The organism is Paraprevotella xylaniphila YIT 11841, from assembly GCF_900683745.1.
Taxonomy (GTDB): Bacteria; Bacteroidota; Bacteroidia; order Bacteroidales; family Bacteroidaceae; genus Paraprevotella; species Paraprevotella xylaniphila.
Map to the genome: position 1 here is coordinate 1,174,931 of NZ_LR215980.1, position 25,805 is coordinate 1,200,735.

Annotated in this window: 26 protein-coding genes and 1 tRNA gene; 9 read left to right on the plus strand and 18 right to left on the minus strand. The window is 44.5% G+C overall.

The features are described from left to right. Positions 1 to 12: 12 nt before the first annotated feature. On the minus strand, positions 13 to 1,176 hold the full coding sequence (locus E0E47_RS04825) for a glycoside hydrolase family 88/105 protein (protein ID WP_130893049.1): 1,164 nt from the start codon (positions 1,174 to 1,176) through the stop codon (positions 13 to 15). A 115-nt stretch (positions 1,177 to 1,291) separates the two neighbouring features. Between E0E47_RS04825 and E0E47_RS04830 the strand changes: the two genes are divergently transcribed. Together E0E47_RS04830 and E0E47_RS04835 are read left to right on the plus strand one after the other, a co-directional pair. Beyond that, positions 1,292 to 1,364 (plus strand) — tRNA-Thr (locus E0E47_RS04830). A gap of 155 nt (positions 1,365 to 1,519) precedes the next feature. Beyond that, the gene (locus E0E47_RS04835) at positions 1,520 to 2,761 is read left to right on the plus strand and encodes a phage integrase SAM-like domain-containing protein (protein ID WP_130893050.1); all 1,242 of its coding nucleotides are present in this window, start codon (positions 1,520 to 1,522) and stop codon (positions 2,759 to 2,761) included. A 146-nt stretch (positions 2,762 to 2,907) separates the two neighbouring features. Here the strand turns inward: E0E47_RS04835 and E0E47_RS04840 are convergent, their stop codons facing one another. The 10 genes from E0E47_RS04840 to E0E47_RS04880 all read right to left on the minus strand — a co-directional run bounded on the left by E0E47_RS04840 (position 2,908) and on the right by E0E47_RS04880 (position 7,659). Beyond that, positions 2,908 to 3,342, minus strand: a complete 435-nt coding sequence (locus E0E47_RS04840) for a hypothetical protein (protein ID WP_130893051.1) — start codon at positions 3,340 to 3,342, stop codon at positions 2,908 to 2,910. 2 nt (positions 3,343 to 3,344) lie between these two features. Continuing rightward, positions 3,345 to 3,827, minus strand: coding sequence for a hypothetical protein (locus E0E47_RS04845; RefSeq protein WP_130893052.1), 483 nt, complete (start codon positions 3,825 to 3,827; stop codon positions 3,345 to 3,347). Positions 3,828 to 3,915: 88 nt separating this feature from the next. After that, complete coding sequence (locus tag E0E47_RS04850; protein ID WP_130893053.1) at positions 3,916 to 4,680, minus strand: hypothetical protein; 765 nt, start codon at positions 4,678 to 4,680, stop codon at positions 3,916 to 3,918. 70 nt (positions 4,681 to 4,750) lie between these two features. Continuing rightward, positions 4,751 to 5,044 (minus strand): hypothetical protein, encoded by a 294-nt coding sequence (locus E0E47_RS04855; protein ID WP_130892492.1) that lies wholly within the window; start codon positions 5,042 to 5,044, stop codon positions 4,751 to 4,753. Between the two features lie 180 nt (positions 5,045 to 5,224). Continuing rightward, positions 5,225 to 5,668 (minus strand): hypothetical protein, encoded by a 444-nt coding sequence (locus E0E47_RS04860; RefSeq protein ID WP_130892493.1) that lies wholly within the window; start codon positions 5,666 to 5,668, stop codon positions 5,225 to 5,227. 179 nt (positions 5,669 to 5,847) lie between these two features. After that, positions 5,848 to 6,231, minus strand: a complete 384-nt coding sequence (locus tag E0E47_RS04865) for a hypothetical protein (RefSeq protein WP_130892494.1) — start codon at positions 6,229 to 6,231, stop codon at positions 5,848 to 5,850. Further along, positions 6,228 to 6,743: a Panacea domain-containing protein gene (locus tag E0E47_RS04870; protein WP_130892495.1), complete on the minus strand. Its 516-nt coding sequence runs from the start codon at positions 6,741 to 6,743 to the stop codon at positions 6,228 to 6,230. The genes E0E47_RS04865 and E0E47_RS04870 overlap by 4 nt, the downstream gene beginning before the upstream one ends. Before the next feature lie 137 nt (positions 6,744 to 6,880). Further along, positions 6,881 to 7,015: a hypothetical protein gene (locus E0E47_RS17760; RefSeq protein WP_262708079.1), complete on the minus strand. Its 135-nt coding sequence runs from the start codon at positions 7,013 to 7,015 to the stop codon at positions 6,881 to 6,883. Between the two features lie 2 nt (positions 7,016 to 7,017). Next, the gene (locus E0E47_RS04875) at positions 7,018 to 7,461 is read right to left on the minus strand and encodes a lysozyme (RefSeq protein WP_040602650.1); all 444 of its coding nucleotides are present in this window, start codon (positions 7,459 to 7,461) and stop codon (positions 7,018 to 7,020) included. Between the two features lie 12 nt (positions 7,462 to 7,473). Continuing rightward, the gene (locus E0E47_RS04880) at positions 7,474 to 7,659 is read right to left on the minus strand and encodes a hypothetical protein (RefSeq protein ID WP_130893054.1); all 186 of its coding nucleotides are present in this window, start codon (positions 7,657 to 7,659) and stop codon (positions 7,474 to 7,476) included. 617 nt (positions 7,660 to 8,276) lie between these two features. Here E0E47_RS04880 and E0E47_RS04885 point away from each other — a divergent pair. The 7 genes from E0E47_RS04885 to E0E47_RS04920 all read left to right on the plus strand — a co-directional run bounded on the left by E0E47_RS04885 (position 8,277) and on the right by E0E47_RS04920 (position 16,307). After that, positions 8,277 to 9,218 carry a helix-turn-helix domain-containing protein gene (locus E0E47_RS04885; protein ID WP_070751379.1) on the plus strand — a complete coding sequence of 314 codons (942 nt, stop codon included), beginning with the start codon at positions 8,277 to 8,279 and terminating at the stop codon, positions 9,216 to 9,218. A 134-nt stretch (positions 9,219 to 9,352) separates the two neighbouring features. Next, the gene (locus E0E47_RS04895; protein WP_070751381.1) at positions 9,353 to 10,471 is read left to right on the plus strand and encodes a site-specific integrase; all 1,119 of its coding nucleotides are present in this window, start codon (positions 9,353 to 9,355) and stop codon (positions 10,469 to 10,471) included. Positions 10,472 to 10,716: 245 nt separating this feature from the next. After that, positions 10,717 to 11,538, plus strand: a complete 822-nt coding sequence (locus E0E47_RS04900; RefSeq protein WP_130893055.1) for a transposase — start codon at positions 10,717 to 10,719, stop codon at positions 11,536 to 11,538. Positions 11,539 to 11,747: 209 nt separating this feature from the next. Continuing rightward, positions 11,748 to 12,122: an excisionase family DNA-binding protein gene (locus E0E47_RS04905; RefSeq protein ID WP_070751385.1), complete on the plus strand. Its 375-nt coding sequence runs from the start codon at positions 11,748 to 11,750 to the stop codon at positions 12,120 to 12,122. 5 nt (positions 12,123 to 12,127) lie between these two features. Continuing rightward, positions 12,128 to 13,267, plus strand: coding sequence for an AAA family ATPase (locus E0E47_RS04910; RefSeq protein ID WP_120046688.1), 1,140 nt, complete (start codon positions 12,128 to 12,130; stop codon positions 13,265 to 13,267). 177 nt (positions 13,268 to 13,444) lie between these two features. After that, positions 13,445 to 14,557, plus strand: a complete 1,113-nt coding sequence (locus E0E47_RS04915; RefSeq protein WP_130893056.1) for a DUF6371 domain-containing protein — start codon at positions 13,445 to 13,447, stop codon at positions 14,555 to 14,557. 283 nt (positions 14,558 to 14,840) lie between these two features. Next, positions 14,841 to 16,307: a mobilization protein gene (locus tag E0E47_RS04920; RefSeq protein WP_070751390.1), complete on the plus strand. Its 1,467-nt coding sequence runs from the start codon at positions 14,841 to 14,843 to the stop codon at positions 16,305 to 16,307. An 88-nt stretch (positions 16,308 to 16,395) separates the two neighbouring features. Here the strand turns inward: E0E47_RS04920 and E0E47_RS04925 are convergent, their stop codons facing one another. Genes E0E47_RS04925 through E0E47_RS04955 form a run of 7 tightly spaced genes read right to left on the minus strand, consistent with a single transcriptional unit; the run spans position 16,396 to position 25,753 of the window. Then, positions 16,396 to 19,500, minus strand: a complete 3,105-nt coding sequence (locus E0E47_RS04925) for a type I restriction endonuclease subunit R (RefSeq protein ID WP_130893057.1) — start codon at positions 19,498 to 19,500, stop codon at positions 16,396 to 16,398. Then, positions 19,493 to 20,041 (minus strand): restriction endonuclease subunit S, encoded by a 549-nt coding sequence (locus E0E47_RS04930; protein WP_120046687.1) that lies wholly within the window; start codon positions 20,039 to 20,041, stop codon positions 19,493 to 19,495. The genes E0E47_RS04925 and E0E47_RS04930 overlap by 8 nt, the downstream gene beginning before the upstream one ends. A gap of 10 nt (positions 20,042 to 20,051) precedes the next feature. Continuing rightward, on the minus strand, positions 20,052 to 21,263 hold the full coding sequence (locus E0E47_RS04935) for a restriction endonuclease subunit S (protein WP_130893058.1): 1,212 nt from the start codon (positions 21,261 to 21,263) through the stop codon (positions 20,052 to 20,054). A 10-nt stretch (positions 21,264 to 21,273) separates the two neighbouring features. After that, on the minus strand, positions 21,274 to 22,374 hold the full coding sequence (locus E0E47_RS04940) for a PDDEXK nuclease domain-containing protein (RefSeq protein WP_070751395.1): 1,101 nt from the start codon (positions 22,372 to 22,374) through the stop codon (positions 21,274 to 21,276). Between the two features lie 2 nt (positions 22,375 to 22,376). After that, positions 22,377 to 23,174 (minus strand): restriction endonuclease subunit S, encoded by a 798-nt coding sequence (locus E0E47_RS17510; RefSeq protein ID WP_130893059.1) that lies wholly within the window; start codon positions 23,172 to 23,174, stop codon positions 22,377 to 22,379. 1 nt (position 23,175) lies between these two features. Further along, complete coding sequence (gene xerA / locus E0E47_RS04950; protein ID WP_070751399.1) at positions 23,176 to 24,168, minus strand: site-specific tyrosine recombinase/integron integrase; 993 nt, start codon at positions 24,166 to 24,168, stop codon at positions 23,176 to 23,178. Between the two features lie 43 nt (positions 24,169 to 24,211). Beyond that, entirely contained in the window at positions 24,212 to 25,753 is a 1,542-nt protein-coding gene (locus E0E47_RS04955) for a type I restriction-modification system subunit M (RefSeq protein WP_130893060.1), read from the minus strand. Positions 25,754 to 25,805 lie beyond the last annotated feature (52 nt).

Here is a 25,805-nt window from a genome sequence, read left to right on the forward strand (position 1 = left end):
AAAACGATTATATTATTGAGTTAAAAACTTTATCATCTCGGCACCGGCCAACAAATAACAACCGATGGCAAAATCCTCGAAATCCGGCTTGCTGTCATATCCTACCGGCTGACCGTCTTTCGGTTCCTTGCCGGTCCCTTGCACGTATCCCAGAAATCCGTCCGGATGAACCGCGTCGTGCATCAACGCACTCCATGCCTTTAATGCAGGCTCTCCAAAAACTTCGTCCGACAAGATCCCGTTGAGCATTCCCCATGCCATGCCATACAGGAACAGCGCGGTACCGGTTGTTTCCGGACCTCCGTAATGAAATTCATCGGTCAGGCTGCAATTCCAGAAACCATCGCTCCGTTGGCATTTCTTCACCGAGAAAGCCATGGCAAGGAAATCATCCGTCATCAATTTCTTGATGTCCGCAATCTCCTGCTTCTCGCCTCCGACAAACAAATCCTCCGCCCGTTCCATCTCGTCTATCGTACGTGCCAACGCCGCCATGACCCAACCATTCCCACGGCTCCAGTAGCAACTCTTCCCGTTCGGCTCCTTATAAGGCGGAATAAAATCGGCGTCACGCCACCACAAACCGTCTATCGTATTAAACAGTCCGACCTGTCCGGCACAGTCGCGCGTATAGCCATACAGTTCTCTCATCGTACGGAAATAACGGATATCCTGCTTGACTACGCCCATTTTGGCATAGACGGGCATGGCCATTTGCAAGGCGTCTATCCACGACCAATCCCCTCGTTCCGTACTGTTCACCACGTTATTGAGCATACGTTCCGTATTCCCCAAAACCTGGGCATCTTCATGCAGGCGATACAAATCAATATAAACCTGCGCGCAACATTGGTTGTCGGCATTACGTGTATGCGAACCTCCACGGAATCCCCACAAATTCGCCACAGCCCAATCCATGGCATATTCCACATAGCGAGGCTGTGGAGCAACTTCGTTCAAAGCCAACAGTCCCTCCATATACACACTGCGCGTCCAAATATTAGAGGGACGAACACCGTTTATCCGTATGGAATCCCCCGCCACAGGGTGCTGAGCCATAAAACGTTCGTTCACCAAAACCATCTGCTCTATCATAAGCTTCCTATCCGGTCGCCGACCGGCCATAAGCCCAGTGACACAAGATATAAAAAGGATTAACCACAGCGTTTTCTTCATTTAATATAGGTATTAATAAGAGCAAAGATAGTTTTTTTTCATCTTACCCTGAAAAAAATCCGGTTTTATTTTTGTATTTAAAAAATATATCCTACCTTTGCACGCGAAATCAAAAGCCGACATGGCTCAGTTGGTAGAGCATTTCATTCGTAATGAAAGGGTCCGGGGTTCGAGTCCCCGTGTCGGCTCAAAGGCAAAGTAGGGTGCAAAGGATTCAATATCAAGTATTTCCTATTTTGCTTTTTCTCTTTTAAAGAGGATTTGAGCTTTTAAAAAAAAGGAAGAATGTCCAACAGTGGACAATTCCGCGTATCTATTGAGTATCCTTTAATTTTAAAAGCAGATGGCAACATTATCTCCAATTATATATAAAGCCAAAGCCCTGAAAGGAGGAAGGCATAAAATCAGAATCGCAGTAAGGCATAAACATGTCACTGCCTATATTTTAACGAATATCATTATTGATTCCGAAACCCAATTCAGAAACGGGCAGATTGTGAAAAGACCCGATGCAGCAGCTTTGAACAAAAAAATCAGGGCTCTGATGGATTTGTACCAAACCAAATTAGATGAAATTGAGCATCCGGAACTATATTCATGCATTCAGCTCAAGCAAATCATAATAGAATCATCAATGGGTAAAAGCTCAACAACGTTTGTCGATGTTACAAATGAATATGTTGAGAAACTTATTAAAGAAGGCAGAACCGGATATGCAAAAATGCTAATGCACAATTGTGAAAACTTCACATGTTTCACTAAAGGTAATTTTCCGATGTCTGGTATTACTCCACAATTAATTGAAAGCTATGCCGAATATCTAAAAAGCAAAAAGAAGCTTAGTAAAGCTTCTGTAAATGCAATGATGGCAAGAACGAAAGTCATTGTAAACTACGCCTTAAAATCAAGGTGGGTAAAATATGACTTTCATCCGTTCTGTTCTTACAAGATAACGGCTTCCCCTATAAGAGAGGCTGACATTTCAGTTTCATCAATGAAGAAAATAATCAATTTTAAGACTACTGAAAAAAGGGAGATTGTCGCACGAGATTTATTCTGCTTGTCATTTTTCCTTGGAGGTATAAACCTAATTGATTTACTCAATATAGACTTTAGAAATGATGAAATACAATATATTAGAACCAAATCAAAAAATACAACTACCGGAACTAATATCATTCGTTTATCTGTTCCAATTCAAGCAAAAGAAATCATTAATAAATGGATGGACAAAAAGGGAAAACTGAGTTTTGGATACAACTTTACGGATGCTAACTTTACACAATATGTAACACGAACTATAAAGAAAATAGCAATAAAACTTGGAATACAAGAGAAAGTAATATTTTATTCAGCACGGAAAACTTTCGCACAGTTTGCCTCAGATTTAGGGATTCCAGATACAATAATTGACTATTGTCTTGGACACTCCATGTACTCAAAGGGAATCATACGGTATTACACAAAGGTAAGACATCAACAAGCAGATATGGCCATTAGAAAAGTTATAGATTATGTAGAACACCCTGAATACTATACAGATTACATAGAATTGAGAAAAAACATCATGATGTCAATGATTTAGATTTTTTTGTATTCCTGTTCACGGGGAAAAATCTATATGAGATTCCAATATAAAACCGGCAGCAACCGGCAATAATCCATATACGGGATATTGTCGGTACTGTCAATCAGCTCATTTATATAATCTTCTTCTTGCATATTAAGATATTATGTATCCACAAACATTTTTTTCATTTCGAGTATGTCTTCCGCTTTTATTGTCACCTTTCCCAATTCACCGACAAGCATGTCTAACAGCGGATTATGAGGAAGATTCAGCACAAATTCACCCTTACCTACGGTAATGGGAATAATCCCAATTTCATATTCCTGCACATCCATTTCCTTGAATAAGTCAATAAGCATGTCGATGGCGGCATCTGTGTCAATCACTCCATTTTCATCCCCCACGAAAAGCATGATACGCTCCACCATGCTGTTTATTTTTAAATCTTCTTTCGCAAGGTAATTGTAAAGTCCCCGCTTTAGTATGACCCTTGTTTGTGGTTTCTTTGGAAACAGGGCATCAATCTTACTCCCAGTCCAATTTTTTATGGCTTCTTTTATTCCCTCTTTCAATTTTATAACATCCGATGTTTCCATGATTATTTCTTTTTAGGTTTCCCGTTTTTCATATCGATGAACTCCTGCCAGGTCATGTCACTGTGTTCCGTCATATACTCCCGGAACAGCGCGTCCCTTTTGGCTGTTTCTTCCTTGGCAGCCCTTGACATCCTCTTCACGAACGAAAGTTGTTGTTCCAAGATGGCTTTCCCTTCCGGTGACGATTCTATCCGTCCCTTGACAAGCATAAGGATTTCAGCGTTTACCATTTCCTGAATGGCCACACTGTTTTCATAATATTCTTTGTTGTTCACCAATACAGATTTTTCCTGCTCGTTAAGAGAAGATACAATCTTGTCTATCTCATCCCATAACGGCGTGGATGTCCTTTGATGCCCGGGAACGGGTTGAACAGGCATATTCCTTAACTCTTGCAATTTCTGTGCATACATTTCATTCTGCCGTTCAAGTTGTTCCAAACTCGGCCGGTTCCCTAATAACGGGTCATTTTCAAACATTCCCATGATAATATCTTTGTTAGTGGTTTTTAATGGAAAGTGGTATCGCCCCCGAAGGGGCTTTACCACTAACGCTTCTTCCTGCGTGCCGGTTTTACGCCGTCGGTGCTGTGCCCTGCCTGCGTGCGCAATCGCATCCGAAAGGGTTTGCACCCTCCAATACCGTTGTTGTCGGTGTGCTCGGCAAACCTACCACACCATAAATGGCACGACAAGTCTTACGGTCTGTATAACACATGCTTTCTTTCAAAACGCCTTCCAATCCCATTTGGATAATCTTGTTTTGATAAAGGTTGGCGATTTCCATGCCATACACTTTCTTATCCAATTCACAGAACTTCTCCGAGTAACGCTCGTTGATCGTGTCATACAAGTCTCTCTGTCCCTTGTACAGTCCGAATGCGGCCGTATTCAGTTTTTCGCTCATGTGGTCATACAGGTCACGGGAAGCCTTATAGTTTCCAAAGTCTCCTTCCACTTGAGACTTCCACAGGCCAAACTTTTCAGCCACGTCCGTATCCCGGTGGGCATACATCTGTTCCATGGTGTTCACTTTCAGCCCCCAAATGGTGTTGGTTAACGCAATGGCATCCTCACACTCCTTTTCCCATGCCTGAAAGGCTGTAGGAGCCGCACCGGAACGTCCTGCAATGGCATCACTGACGGTGTTGATATTCACGTTTTCAGGCATTCCTCCACCGATTCCCAACCCGCTTCTACGGGATGCACCCCACAAGCCCAAAGCTGTTCCGGCAATACCGAAGCCCAACGCCGTTCCGGCCATACTCTTGGAAGCATACTCTTTCTTGCCGTCCTCGTAGACTTTTTTTTCCACGATTTCTTTCTTCTCTGTATCCATAATTAAATCTATTTAATCCGGCCAATATTAACCGTATCACAAAAATATGGATACATGGCGAATAAAAAAATCAGTTCTTTCCCAACTCATTCCCGATTCTTTCCCGATATATTCCCATCATTTTCCCGCACCTCACACGCGAAGAAAAATTGGACAGCATATAGTTTACCGCGCGTTTCGTCTTGTGCACCAATAATGCAATCCGGGAAGGGTAGAAGCCCTCCTTGGAAAGGAAATACACGAGAAGGTAACGCGCATCAACCACCTCCGTTTCCTTGCTTCCCGACAATATGATTCTTGGTGAAATCTCCGTTTCCCTGCTGACAACCTGAATAATCTCATTAAAAATATCTTCCTTGCACATACAAAATCCGATTTTTATTCATATCTTTGTCATACCACATGACAAGGCGTTTATATACAACGATAGCTCGCGATGAAGACATAAAGCCCTCAACGCGCGAGCTATTTTCGCGTCTTGTCATGTGGTAATGCAAGGAACGTTGGGGGCTTTTTTATACTCCCGTCCCCGAAGGAGTAAACATTACTTTTTCAGCCTGTACACAAACCTCCCGAATCCTATAAGGATGCAAACGACCACGGCCACGAGCGCAAAGCCCCCATAGTGCAGCTTCGTTTCCTCCCACCTCGAAAGCTTCCGCTCCACAGGATAAGGCACGCCAACGCTGTCCGTCCTCACCGACACCAACGTGTCCCTCACCACGCGCTCCCTCCAGTGCGTCCGGTACTTGTATTCCGTCCTATACACCGTGTCCCTCTCCGTCCTCAATTCCACGTGAATCGAATCCTTCAAGTAAACACTGTCCACAGACCACCGCGCACCATGCACGCTGTCTATCCTCACCGTCTCCACCGGCACGTACTGCACCCGTGCACATCCGCACACGGCAAACAACGACAGCCCCACCACGAGCCAGAACACCGGCACCATCAGCCAAGGCCAGAACACTTTAAAAAATCTATTCATTCCTACTTCTTTTTGTGGCAACGAAAAAGCGGCAACCCCGACTTGTTTATGTGGGATTGCCGCTTGATTAATGAAATGGTTTCGTGTGGCTTGGTTACTATTCTCCTGATGCAAAATGATAGCCCGTTGAAACCTACCTTGTGAGCCACGCAAACACGTAGCCTTTCAATTCCAAGGGGCTATCTTTTGGGATGGAATAAATATTTTGCGACAAAATTGAATATCCCTATCACATTGGCCAACGATGTGGTAAGTAGGGTAATAAGTACACTGTCTGACAGTAAGATTGTCCTACGTCCACTTAAATATACGATGACCAAAGAAGCTAACATATACAAACACATGAATCCAAATATCACGTAACTGAATATTTTCCGTTGCTCACGGTCTTGTTTAAGTCCCTCTATTTCCTCCCTTTGGCGGTCTATCTGTGCACGCAGGTAGTCTATTGTCAGTTCATTGGACGTTTGTTCCAACAAATTCACCTGTGATTCTTCGGATTCCTCCTTGTCCTTGCCTTCATCAGAAAGGATTCGCATAAGGTCTTCAAACTTTCCTTTCATGAATTGTGTGACTTTAATACAGTTTCAACAAGCTTTTCATAATACAAGGCTGTTACTTCATCCGGAATGGGAACATTTTGTTCTGGTATATAACAAACAGACCATGGCGTGCCCTTCCGGTGCGTCAAAGCGACCATCTCGGCATCCGTAAAATCAAGGTAACGCTTCCATACCATCTCGACAATTTTCTTTGCCTTGTCACCCTCCAACACAGGCTCCGGAAATGAAATCGTACAATTCTTTTCGTCCCAATCCATCACAACGGCCTTTTCTGTTATAGGGCCGGCTTTGTATTGCTTGAAAGAATGGTAGACGGATGGAATTACAGGCCCGTATTTCCATGCCTCCACCTTGTCAAAACGGTTGTCAAGCAAAGATTCTTTGTTTATCGCCAAAGAGAATCCGTGAGCTATATAGACACGTTTCATCAAACCTAATTGCGTCAGGTTCTTATTCTCCTTTTTTGCTAAATCAATGAGATAATTAGCCACAGAAAGTGCATTATCTTTCATATTTTAACATTTGAATAGGACAAAAATAGAGTAAATTGTCCATCTTTCCAAGTTTGTTAAGCCTTATTTGTCTTCATTAACTGCAATCCCACCAAGTCAAAGATCGCTTCCCCGCCACCGGGTTAATAATCATTCATTCACATCGCCAACGCCCGTGCCAACATCCAGACACCAAAAGCCAACACGAGGAAGACCAACCAAGGCGGCAAACCCTTCCCGTCGCCCCCTCCGCCGTCGTCAAGCATCGGCCAGTATTCATCACTCGTTCCCATGTTCACGCGATATTAAAGAACCTGTCAGCCTCCCATTTCCTGCGCTTCACCAGTCCGTCAAGCTTCCGCTTCTTCCCGGCCACCGTGGCATACACCCACCTCATGAACTCCGCACGCACCTCCGCATCCGGCGCGCAAGCCCGTATTTTCTTCAAAAGTGTGGAACCGGCCAACGCGTCGCACCCAAGGTTGTACGCGAAGTCCACCAATGCGTCGAACTTGTTCTGCCGCTCCGTCACGCCTAATTTGTCCACGAATGCCTCATATTCTGCCAAGTCGCGCCTGAGCTGCCGTTCCGCTTCGCCCTCCGTCATCTTGTCGCCGCGCTTCACGCCAACCGTATGTCCGTAGCCTATCGTCCACACGCCCGCCGGGCACTTGTAAGCCGTGCCACGGAAACCCTCGAATCTCTTTATCGCCTCAATCAATGTGTTGCTCGCTTTCATGTCATCCTATATTTAATTCATTACCAATATTTTTTTCCTTGCGCAGGCATCCTCCCACACAATAAACAGCCAAGAAGAAACAAAACAAGCAGCAATCGTAAATAAAACTATCAACATTCCCATCTTTATCTCCTTTTTTTGTTTAACTTTGCCACCGCCTCCCGTGAGGGACGCTTGAAGAACTAACATGTTTTTCATGGTATAAAGTTTTTAAATGGAGGGGAGGCGGCGTGCCTCCCCGTTTTCATGACCCGCTTCCCTTAAGTGCTTCTATTTCATCCCTTAATGCAGAAATTTCCGATTTTATGGCCTCAATTTTATCATTTAGTTCTTTTCCCATTGCGGCGGATAGCGGCTTGTCTGTGCTGCTATTAGTGAGTGTATTATTAACATCTGCAACTCTCACTAAAGAGTCCTGTTGTATTAGGTTAATAGAATACCCACTACCAGTTGAATAATGTATTTAGAAGCGTAGAACAACCAAAAACAACCAGAAATACTCAAGCGTAAATCTTTATCTATCAGCATATTCTAAAAATTAACACTTTTCGGCTGCTTTTTGATGCTTCCCAAATTTCCACATATTTTTGAGACGTATTTCTGACGTGGAGAATTTGTGGAGCTTGTTTTTTGTCACATCATGCAGACAGTTCACAAGGGTTTACAACCGTTTACGACAAGCGACAGCAACCGTTCCTTCTTGCAGCGATGGTAACATCGTGCAGAAAGGCGACAACGGTTGACTTCCGTTTACTTCCATTCACCATTTCAGGGATACACGATTAAAGGAATGAACCAGTAAACGATAAAGCAGCATGAAAACAACCAGAAAATGCAGTTTTTGCGGCAAGTCATTTGTAACCCGGAGCGGGGTACAGAAATATTGCAGCGAGGCTTGTCAGGCGGAAGCCAAACGAGCCAGAACGGAACAGAAAAACAATCTTTTCAAAGTCGCCCAACCCTTGATGGAGATACAGCATCAGGAGTATCTCACCTTTTCCAAAGCAGCCACGCTCATGGGCTGTTCCCGGCAGTATGTTTACAAACTTGTAGCCCTCGGCAAGCTGAAAGCCTCACGCATCAGCAACCGCATGGCATTCATCCGCAAGGCAGACATCGAGCGGATGCTGGAGGGCAACCCTTACCATCGTGTCCTGCCCGGCTGCACTTCCACACCGAAAAAAGCCGCTTCATCTTCTTTGCCTGCCAAAAGAGAAAAGAGGGAAAAGGATATAGATGAAGTAATGGACTTCTATTCAGGTGAGAATGTGATGTCGCTCTTCAAGGTCAAGCAGTCGTGGCTCTATACCACCGCCAAGCGTAACCGCATCCCCATCTGCCGCATCGCTGGGAAGAACTATTACAGCAAGAAGCATGTTGACGAGTTTTTCGGTGTGGCTGTAGATACAAGCAATATCACTGACTGGCTCCTGATTGAAGAAGCGGAAGAACTGTTCGGCATGAAGCCGACCGCACTCCGGGCATACGCCCACCGCCACAAGATACCGACCAAAAGAGAATACGGGCGCACCTACTACTCCAAATCCCATTTGGATGAACTCCGCAGGACAGACCTCATAAACGATGAACGCTACTACACCGTGGAACAAGTCCGGCAGATTTACGGGCTTTCCTCAGCCAACATCAGCCATATCGTCAAGGTGAAGCGCATCGAAAAGATAAAGGTCGGAGTGAAAAACCTGCTTTTGCGCTCCGATGTGGAGCGTGTCATGGCTGAAAGGGAGAAACAACCGTGAGCAACCGACATTTCCGGAAAATTATTTCAAAATGATTGCCGTGGAGGTATTCACGGTTGTTTCACGTTGTTCCTTTGTCACCGTAAACACGGGGACACCTCCGAAAATGTACAACCAGTTAAAACAACATCATTATGAGCAAATGCAAGACAGTTACCTTGCGCAAGCGCAAGATTAAGAACGGTACACAGTATTCGCTGTGTCTGGACTATTATCCCGGCTATCGTGACAACACCACCATGAAAGTGATTACACGTGAAGCTCTGGGAATTTACATTTTCGCCAAACCCGCCAATCAGCAGGAGCGTGACTTCAACGCACGCATGATGAAAAAGGCGGAGATACTTCGCAACAGGCGTTACGAAGCCATCTTCAACGAAAATAACGGCTTCTTTGACAAAGCCAGGATGAAAGGGGATTTCCTCGCCTACTTCAAGGAGCTGGCAGAGAGGAAGAATATCAAGTGGCAGCACGTTTACAAGCACTTCGAGCGGTTCGTGAACGGCAAATGTACCTTTGAGGAGGTGGACGTGGACTTGTGCCGCAAGTTTATGGAATACCTGCTTAACGCACCCCAATCCATACACACCAACCAAAAACTGCATGTCAATTCTGCGGCAGGCTACTGGTCGGCTTTCCGTGCGGTACTTCACACCGCCTACCGGGACAGGAAGATAAAGGAGAACCCAAACGGATTCTTAGACCGCATCGAGTGTATTCCCACCATGAGGGAACATCTGAGCCAAGAGGAACTGATATGGCTTGCCGAAACCCCTTGCGAGGAAGATGTCTTGAAAAGGGCTTTTCTTTTCGCCTGCCTGACCGGACTGCGGAAGAGCGACATCAGGCAGCTCACTTGGCAGCAGATACAGCCGTACACCAACGGTAAGATGTTTGTGACCACCCGTATGCAGAAGACGAAGCAGATTGTACACAACCCCATCAGTGATGAAGCCTACGGGCTGCTCGGAGAACGGTGCGAGGGGCTTATCTTTGACGGATTCAAGGACAAGATGCTTCAAGGACCGCTCAAACGCTGGCTCTTGGCGGCAGGCATTACCAAGAAGATAACCTTTCACTGCACCCGGCATTCATTCGGAAGCCTGCACGTGGAAATGGGTACGGACATGGCTGTCATACAAGCCTATATGGGACACAAGAACATTACCACCACACAGATTTATTCCAAGATGGCGGCACAGCAGATGTGCGAGGTCGTGGACAAGATAACCCTGAAACGCAAGGAGACATAAGGCATCCTCAAAGTCCGGGATATTCATAGGGAGCGGTTATTGCGTGGAGCTTTAACCGCTCCCTATGTTTTTTACCCACCATTCCTTAAAAAGTCCTTAAAGTACGATAATCGGGTACGATTTCGGACATTTGGTGAAAAACATTGAAAAAGAAACCACTAACCAAGGATAATGAGCAATAATTGGAAGAAGACTATTAAATTTGCGAAAACAGCAACAAGTAACAACCGAATAAGACAAGAAACATGGAACCGTCCGTAAAAGACAAACATATCATTTGGGGATTTGTCGGCTTTGCCATCCTCCTAATATCTTCCATAGCGACACTGGTTGTCGCAGATAAATTCAATCAGGACAACTTTGTGCGTCTGATAGTCTTTGTATGCAGCAACCTCCTTGGCTGGCTGCTCTATTTCTCTTTCCAGACAGTCATTTTCGACACATACGAAATCTACCGAATCAAGTTCGGCAAGAAAAAGACACCTGTCGAAATTGCAGAAGTTCGGGAAGACCAGCCCCAAGATGCACACAAGCCTGTACCCCCGGCATCAATGTCGACAGGAGGGGAAGCAGCCCCGGATATAAGACCGACAGAGATTGCCATATCTCCGGAACTTCACGAGAAAAACCGTGCCGACTACGAGGACAGGGAGCAGCGGGAAAATGAAGAGCGCATCGCTATGGTCATGGAATACATCCATTTCATTATGCCCCGAATTGCCGACAAGGAGACCGTGAACCACATCTGTGGTGAGGTCAACAACTGGATGCGGCTTCACAGTTACAAGCCCAAGCCAATAAAAGGACGGCTGACCAAAGACATTTCAAACATTCCGCTCCGGCATTTCGTGTGGAATATCTCCGAGCGTTTCATGTACAAGAAATACTACACGGGGGACAACCGTGCCCGCTTCATCAGCACCCTTTTTCCACGGGAGTTTGCCGATACGGACATAGCGACCATCAAGAACTTCAAGGTAGAGCCGTTAAAGACACTGATTCCCATTGACGAGCCGGAAAACGGCAGACTGGATTTCCATTATCCGGCAGATTATGTACGGAAATAGTATAACCAGCCTTTCCATAACCAATAATCGTAAGTATTCAACAACAGATAACTATCTGTTCTACACCGCTTCCCGAATAATTTTGCCCGTCATTCACGGTTGGGCATCATTATTCGGGAATTATTTTGCAATGACCATTCGTGGAAGTATTCACAGCTGTATCATTCCAGTCCTTTGCGCCAAGCCTTACAAAAGAGGCGACTACGCAAATGGAAAAAACAGTGATTACATTCAACGACCTCCCGGAGGTCGTGGCTCAGCTTCGGGACGAGGTGATGAGCCTGAGAAACCTGCTTACCGAGCAGCGCAGTGTGAACAATGCAAAGGCGGTGGACACCCATGTCCCCATGTCAGTGGAAGAGGCGGCGGAATATCTGGGCATTCCCAAAGGCACGCTCTACATGAAGCTGTCAGAGGGAAGCATTCCCGCCACCAAACCCGGCAAACGATATTGCCTTTACAGGGACGAACTGGACAAATGGCTGGAATCCTCCCGTAAGAATCCCGTACCCCTGTCCGATGAGGAACTGAGCGAATCCTTATCTTCCTCCCACCGCCGCAAACCCGCTCCACGTAATTGGTAAACGTCATGGAAGAGGACAAGAATTATATCAGTCTGATACATGGCGACCTGACGAGGGCGACCCAAGTGCAGCACGGAATGCCGGACAGCATCGGTGTAATGAGTATCAAGACCGCCAACCGGACGATACTTGAAGCATCGCTGTTGCCCACGCCCCGTGCGCTGTGGGACAGTTTCTGGTATGAGGGGGAACTGTCCTGCCTCTTTGCGGATTCCAATGTGGGCAAGTCCATCCTTGCTGTGCAGATAGCCGACCGTATCGCCCGGACGGACAATGTGCTGTATCTGGATTTTGAACTGTCCGAAAAGCAGTTCCAGCTCCGCTATACCAACGAGCATGGGAAGCCCTACACCTTTCCCGAAAGGCTGTACCGGGTTTCGCTTGACTGCAATTCGTTGCTGGAAGCCGATTTCGAGGAAGCCATCATGGGAGGTATCGAACAGATGGCTCTGCAAACCGGGTGCAAGATTTTCATCGTTGACAATCTTACCTATCTGTGCTGTGCTATGGAGAAGGGCGATGCGGCAGGACGGCTGATGATACAGCTCAACAACCTCAAAAAGAAATACGGGTTGTCCGTCCTTGTGCTGGCGCATACGCCAAAACGCTCTTTGGACTGCCCCATCACGTCCAACGACCTTGCCGGCAGCAAACGGCTCTACAATTTCTTTGACAGCGTGTTCGCCATCGGGAAGAGTGCGCAGGATGGAGAGCTTCGCTATGTAAAACAGCTCAAAGTCCGATATGGGACATTCTCCCACGATGCGGACAATGTAATCATCTATGAGATTGAGAAGGTGGACGCTTTCCTGCAATTTGTGTTCAGGGGCTATTCAACGGAAAAAGAACACCTGAAAAAACTTGGCGACAATGAATCCAGCCAGAGGGACTGCCAAATATTACAATTGTCCCGGTCGGGAAAGTCCGTCAGGGAAATAGCCTCACAGGTAAATTGCGGAAAATCCACTGTCAGCCGGATAATCCAGCGCAACAGGAAAGTGGAGGAATCTACTGTTCCAAGTGTCCCGCTGTCCCAACCCGGAGGAAACGGGACGGTGGGACAATATGGGACAGGTGGGACAACGGAGGAAACAAGGCAGACGGAGTTGTTTATCGGTCAGGAAAGAGAGGAGGACAAGCCATGAAACAACCTGTACATATCTGTATGAAGGATAACCGCCTTGTTTATCAGAACGGTAATAGTACAAGCGGGAATCTGATTTCCCAAAGTGTCCCAAGGTGTCCCACTGTCCCGACCCACAGGACGTGGGACAATGGGACAGGACGGTAATAATTTCATTGAAAAATAGAGGAGGCAAGCAATGGGTAATTATACATTACAGAAATATAAAGGAACGGCAACACGGCATACCTGCCCCAGCTGCGGGGACAAGCGTTCTTTCACATACTATGTGGATGAAAGCGGTACGCCCCTGCACCCGTCTGTCGGCAGGTGCAACCATGAAAGTAGCTGCGGGTATCATTACACTCCAAAGGAGTATTTCCATGACCACCCCGAATGCCGTACTGCCAACGGTTTATCTTTTGGCAGGCAGAGGTCAGAACGGAAGTCTGTGCAGATACCACCACAAGCAACCATAGGCTGCATACCGCCAAAGTATGTGGAGAGGTCGCAAAGCGTGCATAGCAATTTTTTCCGCTTCATTTCATCGCTCCTTGGTTCCTATTACGGCAGCACGGCAAAGGAAGTGTTGAAGAGGTTGCTGGAAGAGTACCGTTTGGGAGCTACCCGTGACGGGGCTGTCATCTTCTGGCAGATAGACCGCACAGGCAGGGTACGCACGGGCAAGGTGATGCAGTACAATCCCAATGACGGACACCGTGTCAAGGACGGACAGGCATCGGCAGTGGACTGGATACACAGCCTGCTTAAAAGGCGGCATGAGCTGGCAGAGGAATGGCAACTGTCCCAATGCTTGTTCGGTGAACACCTGCTGGGCACTTATCCTGACAAGGTCGTGGTCTTGGTGGAATCTGAAAAGAGTGCCGTTATCGGCTCTGCCATCTTCCCCGGCTATGTATGGCTGGCGACAGGCGGCAAGAGCCAGTTGGGAGAGGAAAAGCTCCGTGTGCTGACCGGGCGCACCGTGCTCTTCTTTCCCGATGCGGACGGATATGAGGAATGGAAACAGCGTGCCGAAAACATGACTTTTTGCAAGACGGTCGTGTCCGACATCATTGAGAAGAATGCCACCCCGGAACAGAAAGCGGCACACATAGACATAGCCGACTGGATTGTCTTCCAGATACGGGAAAGCAAAATAAATTGTACAGCCGACCACTTGGTGGAGGCGGAAAGAATCCTCTGCCGGATGATAGAAAAGAATCCCGTCCTGCAAAAGCTGATAGATGATTTTGACCTCGTACTGGTCGGTGCATCCCCAATCGGCAGCAGCGGCGAAAACCCTCCATAACGGAGAAGAATGGAAGCCGTAGGCTGTGGGTAAAAGACAATGGCTTGCCATTGATATAGCCCACTATAACTACACGCTCCGCTTTCGTAGTTGTGGGCTCTCCCGAGGGGATTAAGGCTTTGCCCTAATAACCCACTCAGGGCGTTTCACCCCTAAGAACCCAGAGCAAAGAGTGACCCTCTCTTTGCAATCTTCGCTTATGGGTTGCACCCCTAAGAACCCCGTGCGGTTATGAGCGGACAGCAATAAGTTTAATCAACAACCCAAATCAAATTTTGAGAATATGGCTACAAAAAGCAGCATACACATCAAGCCTTGCAAGACCTCGTCAAGCGAGGCTCATAACCGAAGGACTGCCGAGTATATGCGCAATATCGGCAAGTCCAAAATCTACATCGTGCCCGAACTCACTGCCAATAATGAGCAGTGGATAAATCCCGGCTTCGGCAATCCCGACCTGCAGGCGCACTATGACTACATCAAGCAGATGGTCAAGGAAAAGACAGGTCGTGCCATGCAGGAAAAGGAGCGTGAACGCAAGAGAAAGAACGGAAAGATAATCAAGGTGGCGGGATGCTCGCCAATCCGTGAGGGCGTGTTGCTCATCCGACCGGACACGACACTGGCAGACGTGCACAAGTTTGGCGAGGAATGCCAAAGACGTTGGGGCATCACACCGCTCCAAATCTTCCTGCACAAAGACGAGGGGCATTGGCTGGGCGGACAACCCACCCAAGAAGACAAAGAAAGTTTCAAGGTGGGCGAAAAATGGTTCAAGCCAAATTACCATGCGCATATCGTGTTCGACTGGATGAACCATGACACAGGCAAGAGCCGCAAGCTCAATGACGAGGATATGACCGAAATGCAAAGTCTGGCATCCGACATTCTCCTGATGGAGCGTGGGCAGTCAAAGGCTGTTACAGGCAAGATACATTTAGAGCGAAACGATTTCATCATTGAGAAGCAGAAAGAGGAAATGAAGCGTCTTGACGCTACAAGGCAGTACAGGGAGCATCAGTTGGAAATAGCGAATAAGAAAATGCAGGAAACGGAAACCATAACCAACGCCCTTATCGAAAAGGCAAATGAAAAGGAACGGCAGAGTGAATACCTTGACAGGGCTATCAGCGAGAAACGCTCCAAGCTGAACAGGGAAAAAGGGAGCGAACTTCTGAATGCCGCTGTCGGCTGGGCTACCGGGAAATCGAAAGCCCTGAAAAATGAAATAGAGGATTTGCGCAGCGAAATTTCCACGCACGAGGAAACCATTGAGCGGTTACAGGATAAAATCCAGACCATACAGAGTGACCACCACCGGGAACTGATGAAACTGGAAAGTAGGCATCAATCAGAGTTGAGCCGCAAGGAAGCAGAACATGCACAGGAAACCACAAGGCTTAAAAACCGGATTGCATGGCAAAGCCATATCATCGGCTGCCTCAGTTTCCTGCTGCTAAAAACAAACGACATCTTCCGCAAGGCTGTTCACTGTATTGTTCATTTTGCCCGTGATTATTACAAGCCCCGTTTTGATACGGAACAGGTGTCGGACATCAAAAGTGCCCTTAACCTGTTTGGGGAGGACAGGCAATCACATCGGGCGGCAGGTGATTTCCTGTATTTCACAGCCAAGCAAAAGGGCGGGTTTGACAATCGGGAGCAAATCAAAGCCAGACGGGAAGTAGATAATGTGGTAGAGGGACATTATGACCAACAGCAGAAAAGAGGTTTTTCTATGAGAAGATAATTCTCTTAATTTGTATAATAACTTTTTGCAATAAGAATAGCCTAATAGAGTTTTAGGATTCCATTAGGCTATCTTGTTCTATTTTACGCTAACTTTCGTCATCTGAATCCGCATAAAGTTCGCATTGACGGATAACGGTTTCGAGGGCTGCTTCTTGTTCTTCAGGCGGGTACTTGTACTTTTTGAGCAATCGTTTTACCAGAGAGCGCATCTTGGCACGAGCTGATTCTTTCTGTCGCCAATCAATGGTTTTACTACTGCGTAAGGCTTCAGTCAATTCCTTTGCCATAGCAACAAGTTGGTCGTTTTCATAGAAATCCCGTACAGCTTGCGGTTTTGTCAAGGCATCATAAAAAGCTTGTTCTTCTTCGGTCAGCCCCAATTCAGACGCTTGTTCTGCATTAGCTTTCAACTCTTGTGCCATTTTAAGGAGTTCCTTGATAACTTCCTCGTTGGAAATCAATCCACGCAAATATTCGGCAAGACGGGCATCGAGCATTTCGCTGAATTTCTCGGCTTCAACCATTCTCTTTTTAGCGTGCTTTTTTATATGCTCTTCAAGCAAGCGTTTGAGCAGTTCGAGTGCAAAGTTTTTCTCTTTCATCTCGGCAATTTCTTTCAGGAAATTCTCATCAAAAAGAGAAAATTCAGAGCCTTTGGTATTGAGTATTTCCACCACGCCATCTGCTTTGATTGCGACTTTGAGCAACTGCGTAATACGCTCATCTATGATTTTTCGAGTAATCTGCTTATTCCCGGAAAGACGTGACAGTAATGTCCTTACAGCTTCAAAATATGCCTCTTCAAAACGCTCAGCAGGAGTCAGCAAACTGCGACAAAGTGAAGCCGCTTGCGACAAACGCTTGCTTTCTTCCATAAAGACTTTTTGAGCTTCAGAAGAAACTTTATCTTGAGCAGCAGGTTCTGATGGGACAAGATTATTCTTATCAAGTAACACATTTACACCACCTCTAATGAGGTTGGCTCGTTGCAGATTTGAACAATCAGAAAAAGCAGAATAATCATAGCCGTTCAGACATTCCCGACATCGCTTTAAAGCTGAAACAAACTGCTGATAAGCGGTTGTCTTGATATTTGGGTCTCCGAAGCGTTTTTTGTCGCGTCCTGTATAATCGTGCATGGCTTTTTTCAGAGCTTTGGCAATACCGATATAATCCACCACCAAACCGCCGCTTTTTTCAGGAAATACACGGTTTACCCGAGCGATAGCCTGCATCAGATTATGTCCTTTCATCGGCTTGTAAACATACATTGTTGCAAGCGAGGGCACATCAAATCCCGTGAGCCACATATCCACGACAATAGCGATTTTCAGGGATGAGTTGTTATCCTTAAACTGGCGAGCCAGCTCCTCCTTCCTTGCGCCCGAGCCGATAATATCGTTCCATTCTACGGGGTCTTGGTTTCCTTGCGTCATAACCACAGCGATAATCTCTTTCCACTGTGGACGAAGTTCTATCAGTTTTTTATAGATGTCTATCCCGGTGGCTCGGTCAATCGCTACAATCATGGCTTTTCCTGTAAGCAGGTCGGCACGGTTATTCTCGTAATGGTCTATGATGTCCTTGCATAATGTGTCAATAGTCTGCGGGGCTGAAAGCAGGGCATGAAGCCGTGCATTTTCATCCTTGGAGCGTTTAATGTCCTGCTCCTCCGCCCCCTCTTCAGCAAGTTTGTCATACTCGCTGTCAAGCAATCTGAGTGTGTCATCATCCAAATCCAATTTCAGCAGGCGGCTTTCATAATAGACAGGAACAGTTGCCCCATCTTCCACAGCTTGGGTCATATCGTAAATGTCGATATAGTTGCCGAAAACCTCCCTTGTATCGTTATCGTCTTGTTCGATGGGAGTACCCGTAAAGCCGATAAATGCGGCATGAGGCAAAAGTTTACGCACAATAGCTGCAAAACCGAGTTTCAACTCTCCTGTTTCAGTATCTATTTTTGTTTTGGTGTTTGATTGTGTACGGTGGGCTTCATCACTAATCACAATCACATCAGAACGGTTGGTGATTAATTTTTCACGGTCTTTGAATTTCTGGATATTGGCAAAGATAATACCGTGACTTTTACGCTTTTCAAGCAATTCATATAAATGTTCTCCATCGGTAGCCTTGACAGGCTTTTGACGTAAATAATCGCTGCAAGCTGCAAAGGTACTGTGCAGTTGATCATTCAAGTCAAGACGGTCAGTTAGTACAAGCAGGGTTGCACTCAACAGATTCTTTAAAAGCTGGTGGGCATAGAACACCATCGAAAGACTTTTACCTGAGCCCTGTGTATGCCAAAATACACCGATTTTTCCGTCTTTACGTTGCAGGGCTTGCTTGGTACATTCGAGAGCTTTCTTTACAGCAAAATATTGATGATAGCCTGCAAGAATACGGGCTTTTTTATCCACTCCCATCGTGAGAGTAAAATCAGCAATAATATCAATGAAACGATGTTTGACAAAGATACCATTGAAGAAAGTTTCAAAATCGGCAAATGCCGTGCTTTCATAACTTCCGTCTGTGGTTTTCCACTCCATATATCGGTCGAGTGGTGCAGTAATCGTACCCACCCGAGTGTCTGCCATATCACTTATTACGAGCATTTGACAAACAGTAAAGAGCTGTGGAACAATACGCATATAGTTTTGCAACTGTTGGTGGGCTTCCTCCGAATTAGTAACTTCACGAGAAGGAGACTTCAATTCAAAGACGGAGACAGGCAAACCGTTGATGAATACCACGATGTCAGCACGTTTGGTAGATTTGCCATTTACTACAGTCCATTGATTAGCTACAACAAAAGAGTTATTGTCTATATGGTCAGGGTTCGTTTCGATTATCTTGATATGGTCGCTGCGTAATGTGCCTTGAGCAGTCTTAAAAGTCACATCCAAACCGTTTTGTATCCAATCGGTAAGAGTAATATTCGCACCAACCAAAGGTAAACTGAATTGTTCGCGTATTTGACGGATGGCTTCATCTACGGCTGCGGCTTTGTCTGTTCCATTGATGACCAACATTGCCTTACGCAATACTCCCGGTATGGTTGCATCAGTAAGTTCCCGACCTGTTTCGGCTTCAAGTTCCGGACCATAATGATATTCATAGCCCATTCCCTTGAACAATGAGATTATTGATTGCTCATATGAATCTTCTGTAAAATAGAACGTATTAGGCATAATAGATTGGAATTAAATTATCATTTATACGGCGGTTCAACTCGATTTTGCTATCAAGTGAAGAAAGAATTGAAGCTATCTTTTCTTGCGTTTCCAAATCTGGTACTTCAACCTCATAGTTGGAGAATGAACTTTTATTTATAATAGGTACGGCAGTGGAAGTTTTACTAAGATAATTCAATTCCTTACCGACCAATGTCATGAGATAATACACAAAATCAGCATCAAACCGCCGATTGGGGATAATAGAATTAAACTGTTGGTTGGTTATAGTTGGTTCTGATGTCATTACGACCTTACCCAAATCAGTACCAATACAACTTACGCACACAGAGTGCGGAGGGAGCAAACAATTTTTCACTTCGTTCAATCCTTGTTCTGTAAGGGTCTTACCTGTTTTAGGAACGGACTTATAAGATAAGTCATCTGATGGGGTAAGAAAAGGAATATCACCGCCATAGTTTTCAACAATAGATGTTCTGGGAGTTTTCCCAGTAACAACTTTGCCAATATCTGATATGTGTATTTTCTTTAGCTCCATAAATGAGAATTTAGCAATTAAATTCGTTAATTTTTAGCTCGCCAGACATCAGCTTCGGGAGAAGCGAATCTCGCAAAGAAATGAATTTTTCATTTTGATCCGTATTCTTTATCATAACCTCTTTCATTTTCAAATAGAGGTTATTAAACTCAACTACAACATCAGATGTTGGGTATATTATTTTTATAAGCGACAAATCATTATAGCCGAGCGATTGTCTGACTCCACCAATAGCTCTTAAAGCAACTTCGTCTTTGAACATAGCTGTTCTTTTGAAAAAGTCGAAGAAATACTGGTAATTAGGTTCACACTCAAAAACGACATAGACTGGGCTAACACAACCCACAAAGTCGAAAGTATTTAACCCGATTGAGCCAATGTTAATACGAGCTGGATTATAAGCAAATGATAAAGGGTTGACAATTAGATATTTTGATAAGTCTTTGCTAAATACTTGTTTGGTGAAGTATTCTTCTGACAATACCAATTCTCCTGAATTTATAGGAGACAGCACTGTCACATCTTCACGATTGCCAACCTTTTCTGTTATTTGCTTTGTGACTTCACCTAAGCTAACAACTCTCCAACCTTTGGGTATCAATCCAAGCTCTGAATCTACAAATTCACCGCCTCTGAATGGCTCGAAGTCTACGAACCACGACTTGAACAACGCCTGCGCCTGCTGCTCTAAATTATCATTTATACGGCGGTTCAGTTCAATTTTATCATCGAAGGAGGAAAGAATATCAGCAATACATCTCTGCTCTTCAAGTTTTGGCAATAAAATAGGTATTTCAGCCATTAGCTTTGTGTTAATAGAAGGCATTGTTGCACCAACTGCTATACTCTTAATATATTGCTTAACAGACTCTTTGCAGAAATAGTAATATAAAAATAATGGATGGCAATTATTGCCACATCTAACGCGCAAGCATCTACCAGAAAAAAGCCAATCATTTTCAGCCGAAGTTACATATGAGCATCTATCTACAGAGCCAACGCGACTAAATACTATATCCCCCTCTTGTAGCAAATATTTAGAAAGCCTCTTTTTATCATCATCAGAGACCAATGGCAGATTTTGTTTTGAAAATCGCCTATTCCCTAAGTGCTCAACTGTTACTATAGGAGTTCCAGTCGAAACATAGTCTTCATTATGTAATTGACTGCCAAAAGGACCAGTCCGTACCTCTGCAATATCTGATAATTTATATTCTTCCATAAATGAGAATTTAGCAGTTAGTTTGACCATCCAATTTATCTTCTATCTCTTTGATTGATGGCATTGTACCTTCAACCTTTTCAGGATAGAGCTTTTCAAGCTCATATTCGGATATTCCGAGAGGCTGGCTGCTTGATTCCAGCGCATATTGAGCCAATGTGTTGTTCTTCTGCTTACAAATAAGCAATCCGATTGTGGGATTGTCTCGTCCCTCTTTGCGAAGTAGATGATTACAAGCGACAACGTAACCACCCAACTGACCTGCGTCAGCAAAATCGAATTCTCCGATTTTTACTTCAACTACGACATAGCAAGATAATCTGAGATTATAGAAAAGCAGGTCTATAAATTTTTCCTTCTCAGCTATTTGCAAGCGATACTCTTTGCCTACATAGGCGAATCCGGTACCAAGTTCCAACAAAAAATTAGTGATATTGGTCAGCAGTGTATCTTTCAGTTTGCGTTCATTGTATTTCCCACGCAAACCAGTGAAAGAGAAATCGTAGGGGTCGCGTGTTAATTCCTGTGCCAAATCGCTATCCACATCTGGAAGTGTATTCTTAAAATTTGTCAGAGCCTTACCACTTCGCTCATACAGATTTGTACCCAACATATTCAGCAATATATCTCTACTCCAACCATTTTCCAATGTTTGGCGTACATAGAACAAAGCCTTACTTGAATCATTGGAACATTTGTCTATGATATAGCGGTGATGCCCCCAAGGTATTGAAAACAAATCGGAGTATAATCTTTCCACAAGTTGTGGAAGATTTTCCTTTTCAGATTCTTCCACAACTTGTGGAAGAATTGCAACCTGTTGGTTATAAAGGGTATAAAATCGCTTTGCGTATCGAATTGAAGTTTCGGACAGTCCTTCAACATCAGGCATTTCATGACGCAAGTCACGGCTTAATGTAGCGTAAAACTTACTGCCATACTTGTTATCTGCTTGTTTCTCCTCAATATCTTTACCAAGCTCCCAATAATAGCGCAGCAGTTCTTTATTCACCTTTATTGCTGCCTTGATTTGGCTACCACGATAACGCTTTACAAGCTCATCAACCCATAAAGAGTAATCCTTATCTAATATGCCGATTGATTTATCCATAATTATTTTTCGGTTTCTATTTCATTAATTTTCAACTCACCTGACATTAGCTTTGGTAAAAGTGTGTCACGCACTTTTGCCTGTTTTGCATTTTCAAGGCTGTTAGAAAGTATCGTTTTGATGAAAGGTAGAACTATTTCGCCAAACTTTTTCACATAAGGGCTTTCATTTGAGTATATGGGCAAACATTCAACATCTTTAGTATTAATTCCGGGAATCGCAGCCTTACCTCCAATTGAATTTAATTGGTTCATAATGTATGGTGTTTGCATATAAAAATAAGCAAACACATTATAGCCACAGTCCATTAAGTCCAAAAGAAAAACGTGTTCATTGATATACATTTCATTGAAAGGGAATCCTTCTCCAAAAATAGTGAAATTTGGAATAAAATACCCCGGCTTGCCCCCGTCTTTGTAAATCAATAGTTCATATCCATTAATTTTTCCTTTTTTTATCGTTTGAGCATATTCTTCGGGGATATATTTTGTCTTAGAGTAATCATAATATCCCAGCCCCTTAATGTTTTCTGCTCCAATGCTCGGAACGCCTATCAATGTAGCTCCACCTTTCGGTCTTTTCCCGCTTTCTATATTATGAGGTATATTTTCAATATATGTTATTGGTAGCTCTTTAGGAGTACTCCCCAATACAGAATTGACAAATTCACCGTCCCTGAACGGCTCGAAATCCACAAACCAAGCCTTGAACAACGCCTGTGCCTGCTGCTCTAAATTATCATTTCCGTGTCTATTTTGGAAAAAAGATGTGCTTCTACCATATGTCGAACAATACCACATGCTAATTTATAAATTTACGGTGAGAGAGTTTGACATTATTTTGATTAACCATCGCATAGTGCATGGTGGTGTCAATCTTGACATGACCAAGCAAGCGTTGCACTTGCTCCACAGGCATACCTTTGTCTATAGCCATAGTAGCCAAGGTACGGCGGAACTTATGAGGGTGAACACGTACGATTTTTGCCAAACGACCGATTTTGCGCAAACGGGTTTCCACGCCCGAAATCTCAAGCCGTTTATGCGGTTTTGCCAACGAAACAAAAAGTGCTTTGTTCCGGTCTTTACGAGAAGTCAAATATTGTTGCAAATGAATTTTTGCACGGGCGTTGAAGTAAACAATACGTTCCTTGTTGCCTTTGCCGAAAACAATACATTCGCGCTCGGAAAAATTGATGTCTTCACGATTGAGCTTCACCAGTTCACCCACACGCATACCCGTAGAAGCCAACAAATCAATAATGGCAAGGTCGCGAATTTTGGTACAACTATCCCGTAGCTGTTCGATATTCTCATCACTCAACACCTCTTTCACCTGTGTCCCAGTTTTTACCTTGTGTATCCTGCGGACAGGACTTTTGACAATATAGTCTTCTTCTTCAAGCCAAGCGAAGAATGACGAAAATATCCGACGGATATTATCAATGGTCACTTTGCTTGATTTGTTCTTTCTTTGGAATACAGCGAGGTAGGCTCTGATGTCTTCTGTCGTGTAGTCGGTTATCTTCTTAGGCATCTTTTTGAATAGTTGCCGAATGGTAGAACCGTAGTATTTGATTGTCGGAGTAGTGCAACCCTCCACTTGTTTTGCCGACAGAAATATATCAAGCAAACGGTCGTTAGACGCTGCATTTTCGTGCAGGGTCTCGCCATCCTCTGTAATAGTGTATTTGCTTACAACTTGAAGCAACACACTATTAAGGTGAGCTACTTGTTCAAAACTTAATACTTCTGCCATTGCGGTGCTGATTTCCTGAATTAATTTTTCTTTCATATCCTCGTTATTAATGTGAATCTAACGAAGAGTAGAAGTCGTTTCATTTGACGGTAAAACCGATACTTGCCAACCGTTTACGAATTTCATCTTCAAGCGTATGTGATTGGGCAAACAAATCCGAAAGTTCGGAAGTAAGGCGTTCCATCTTTTCTTGGAAAGGTTCTCCGTCTTCCTCCACTTCAGCAATACCGACATAACGTCCGGGAGTAAGAATAAAGTCTTGCTTTTCTATATCTTGAATAGTGGCAATAGCAGAAAAACCTTTTTCAGTTTCAAGCGTCCCGGCACGAAACTGTTCAAAGGTATCTGCTATGCGTGCAATATCATTGCCATGGTCTTCTGTTTCTTCTCCACAAGAAAGTTCACGGTGCGTACGGTCTTTCATATAACCCATGTTACGGGCATCTATAAAAAGCGTTTTGCCCGGTTGTGCCTTCTTCTTTGTCAAGAACCACAGACAACAAGGTATCTGCACATTGTAAAATAATTGCGATGGCATGGCAATAATGCTTTCCACTAAATCGGCTTTGACAATATTTTTACGGATTTCTCCCTCTGTGCCTTGCTGTGATGATAACGAACCGTTAGCAAGAACCAGACCGATACGTCCATTGTCTGCCAAGTGGTATAGCATATGCTGCATCCATGCAAAGTTGGCATTACCCTCCGGTGGTATTCCATATTGCCAGCGTGGGTCATCTCGTAATTGGTCGCCACCCCATTTAGAAATATTGAACGGTGGATTAGCCATTACGAAGTCCGCTTTGAGAAACGGGTGCTTGTCATCGTGGAAAGAATCACCGGAACTATCACCAAAGTTGGCTTCAATACCACAAATGGCAAGGTTCATTTGTGCCAACCTCCACGTGTTGCTGTTGAGTTCCTGCCCATAAACAGATATTTGATTGATATTACCCCGATGTCGTTCGATAAACTTACTACTCTGCACAAACATACCTCCCGAACCACAGGCAGGGTCAAAAATTTTACCCTTGTAAGGTTGGATAACTTCAACTATGGTACGGACAACACAGGAAGGCGTATAGAACTCACCGCCTTTCTTACCTTCTTCGCGGGCAAATTCTCCAAGGAAATACTCATATACACGCCCAAGTACATCGCGAGCTTCAGAACCGGTAAAATGCAGGTTGTTTTCAAATATATCAATTACATTACCCAAGCGGCGTTTATCAAGCTCCGGTCGGGCATAGTTTTTGGGAAGAATACCTTTAAGTTGCTTATTCTCTTTCTCCAATGCTTCCATTGCCGCATCCACAACAACTCCAATTTCAGCAGTAAGTGAGGCTTTAACAATTTTGTCCCAACGGGCATCAACAGGAACAAAAAATATGTTATCGCCAATATATTCATCCGGGTCTTCCTCAAAGCCAGCACCCTCTGCAATCAGTTCATCGTGTTTGACTTTGAAGCAGTCGTTGATATATTTTAGAAAAACAAGTCCGAGTACAACACTTTTATACTCGGCAGCATCAAGGTTGCCACGCAATTCGTTTGCGGAATCCCATAACGTCTGCTCGATGGTTTTCTTTGCTACATCTTTTGTTTTTGCTTTTTTTGCCATGGTCGTATATAAAAGCAAAACTCCATCACTATCCCTGCGAGGCAGACCAAAG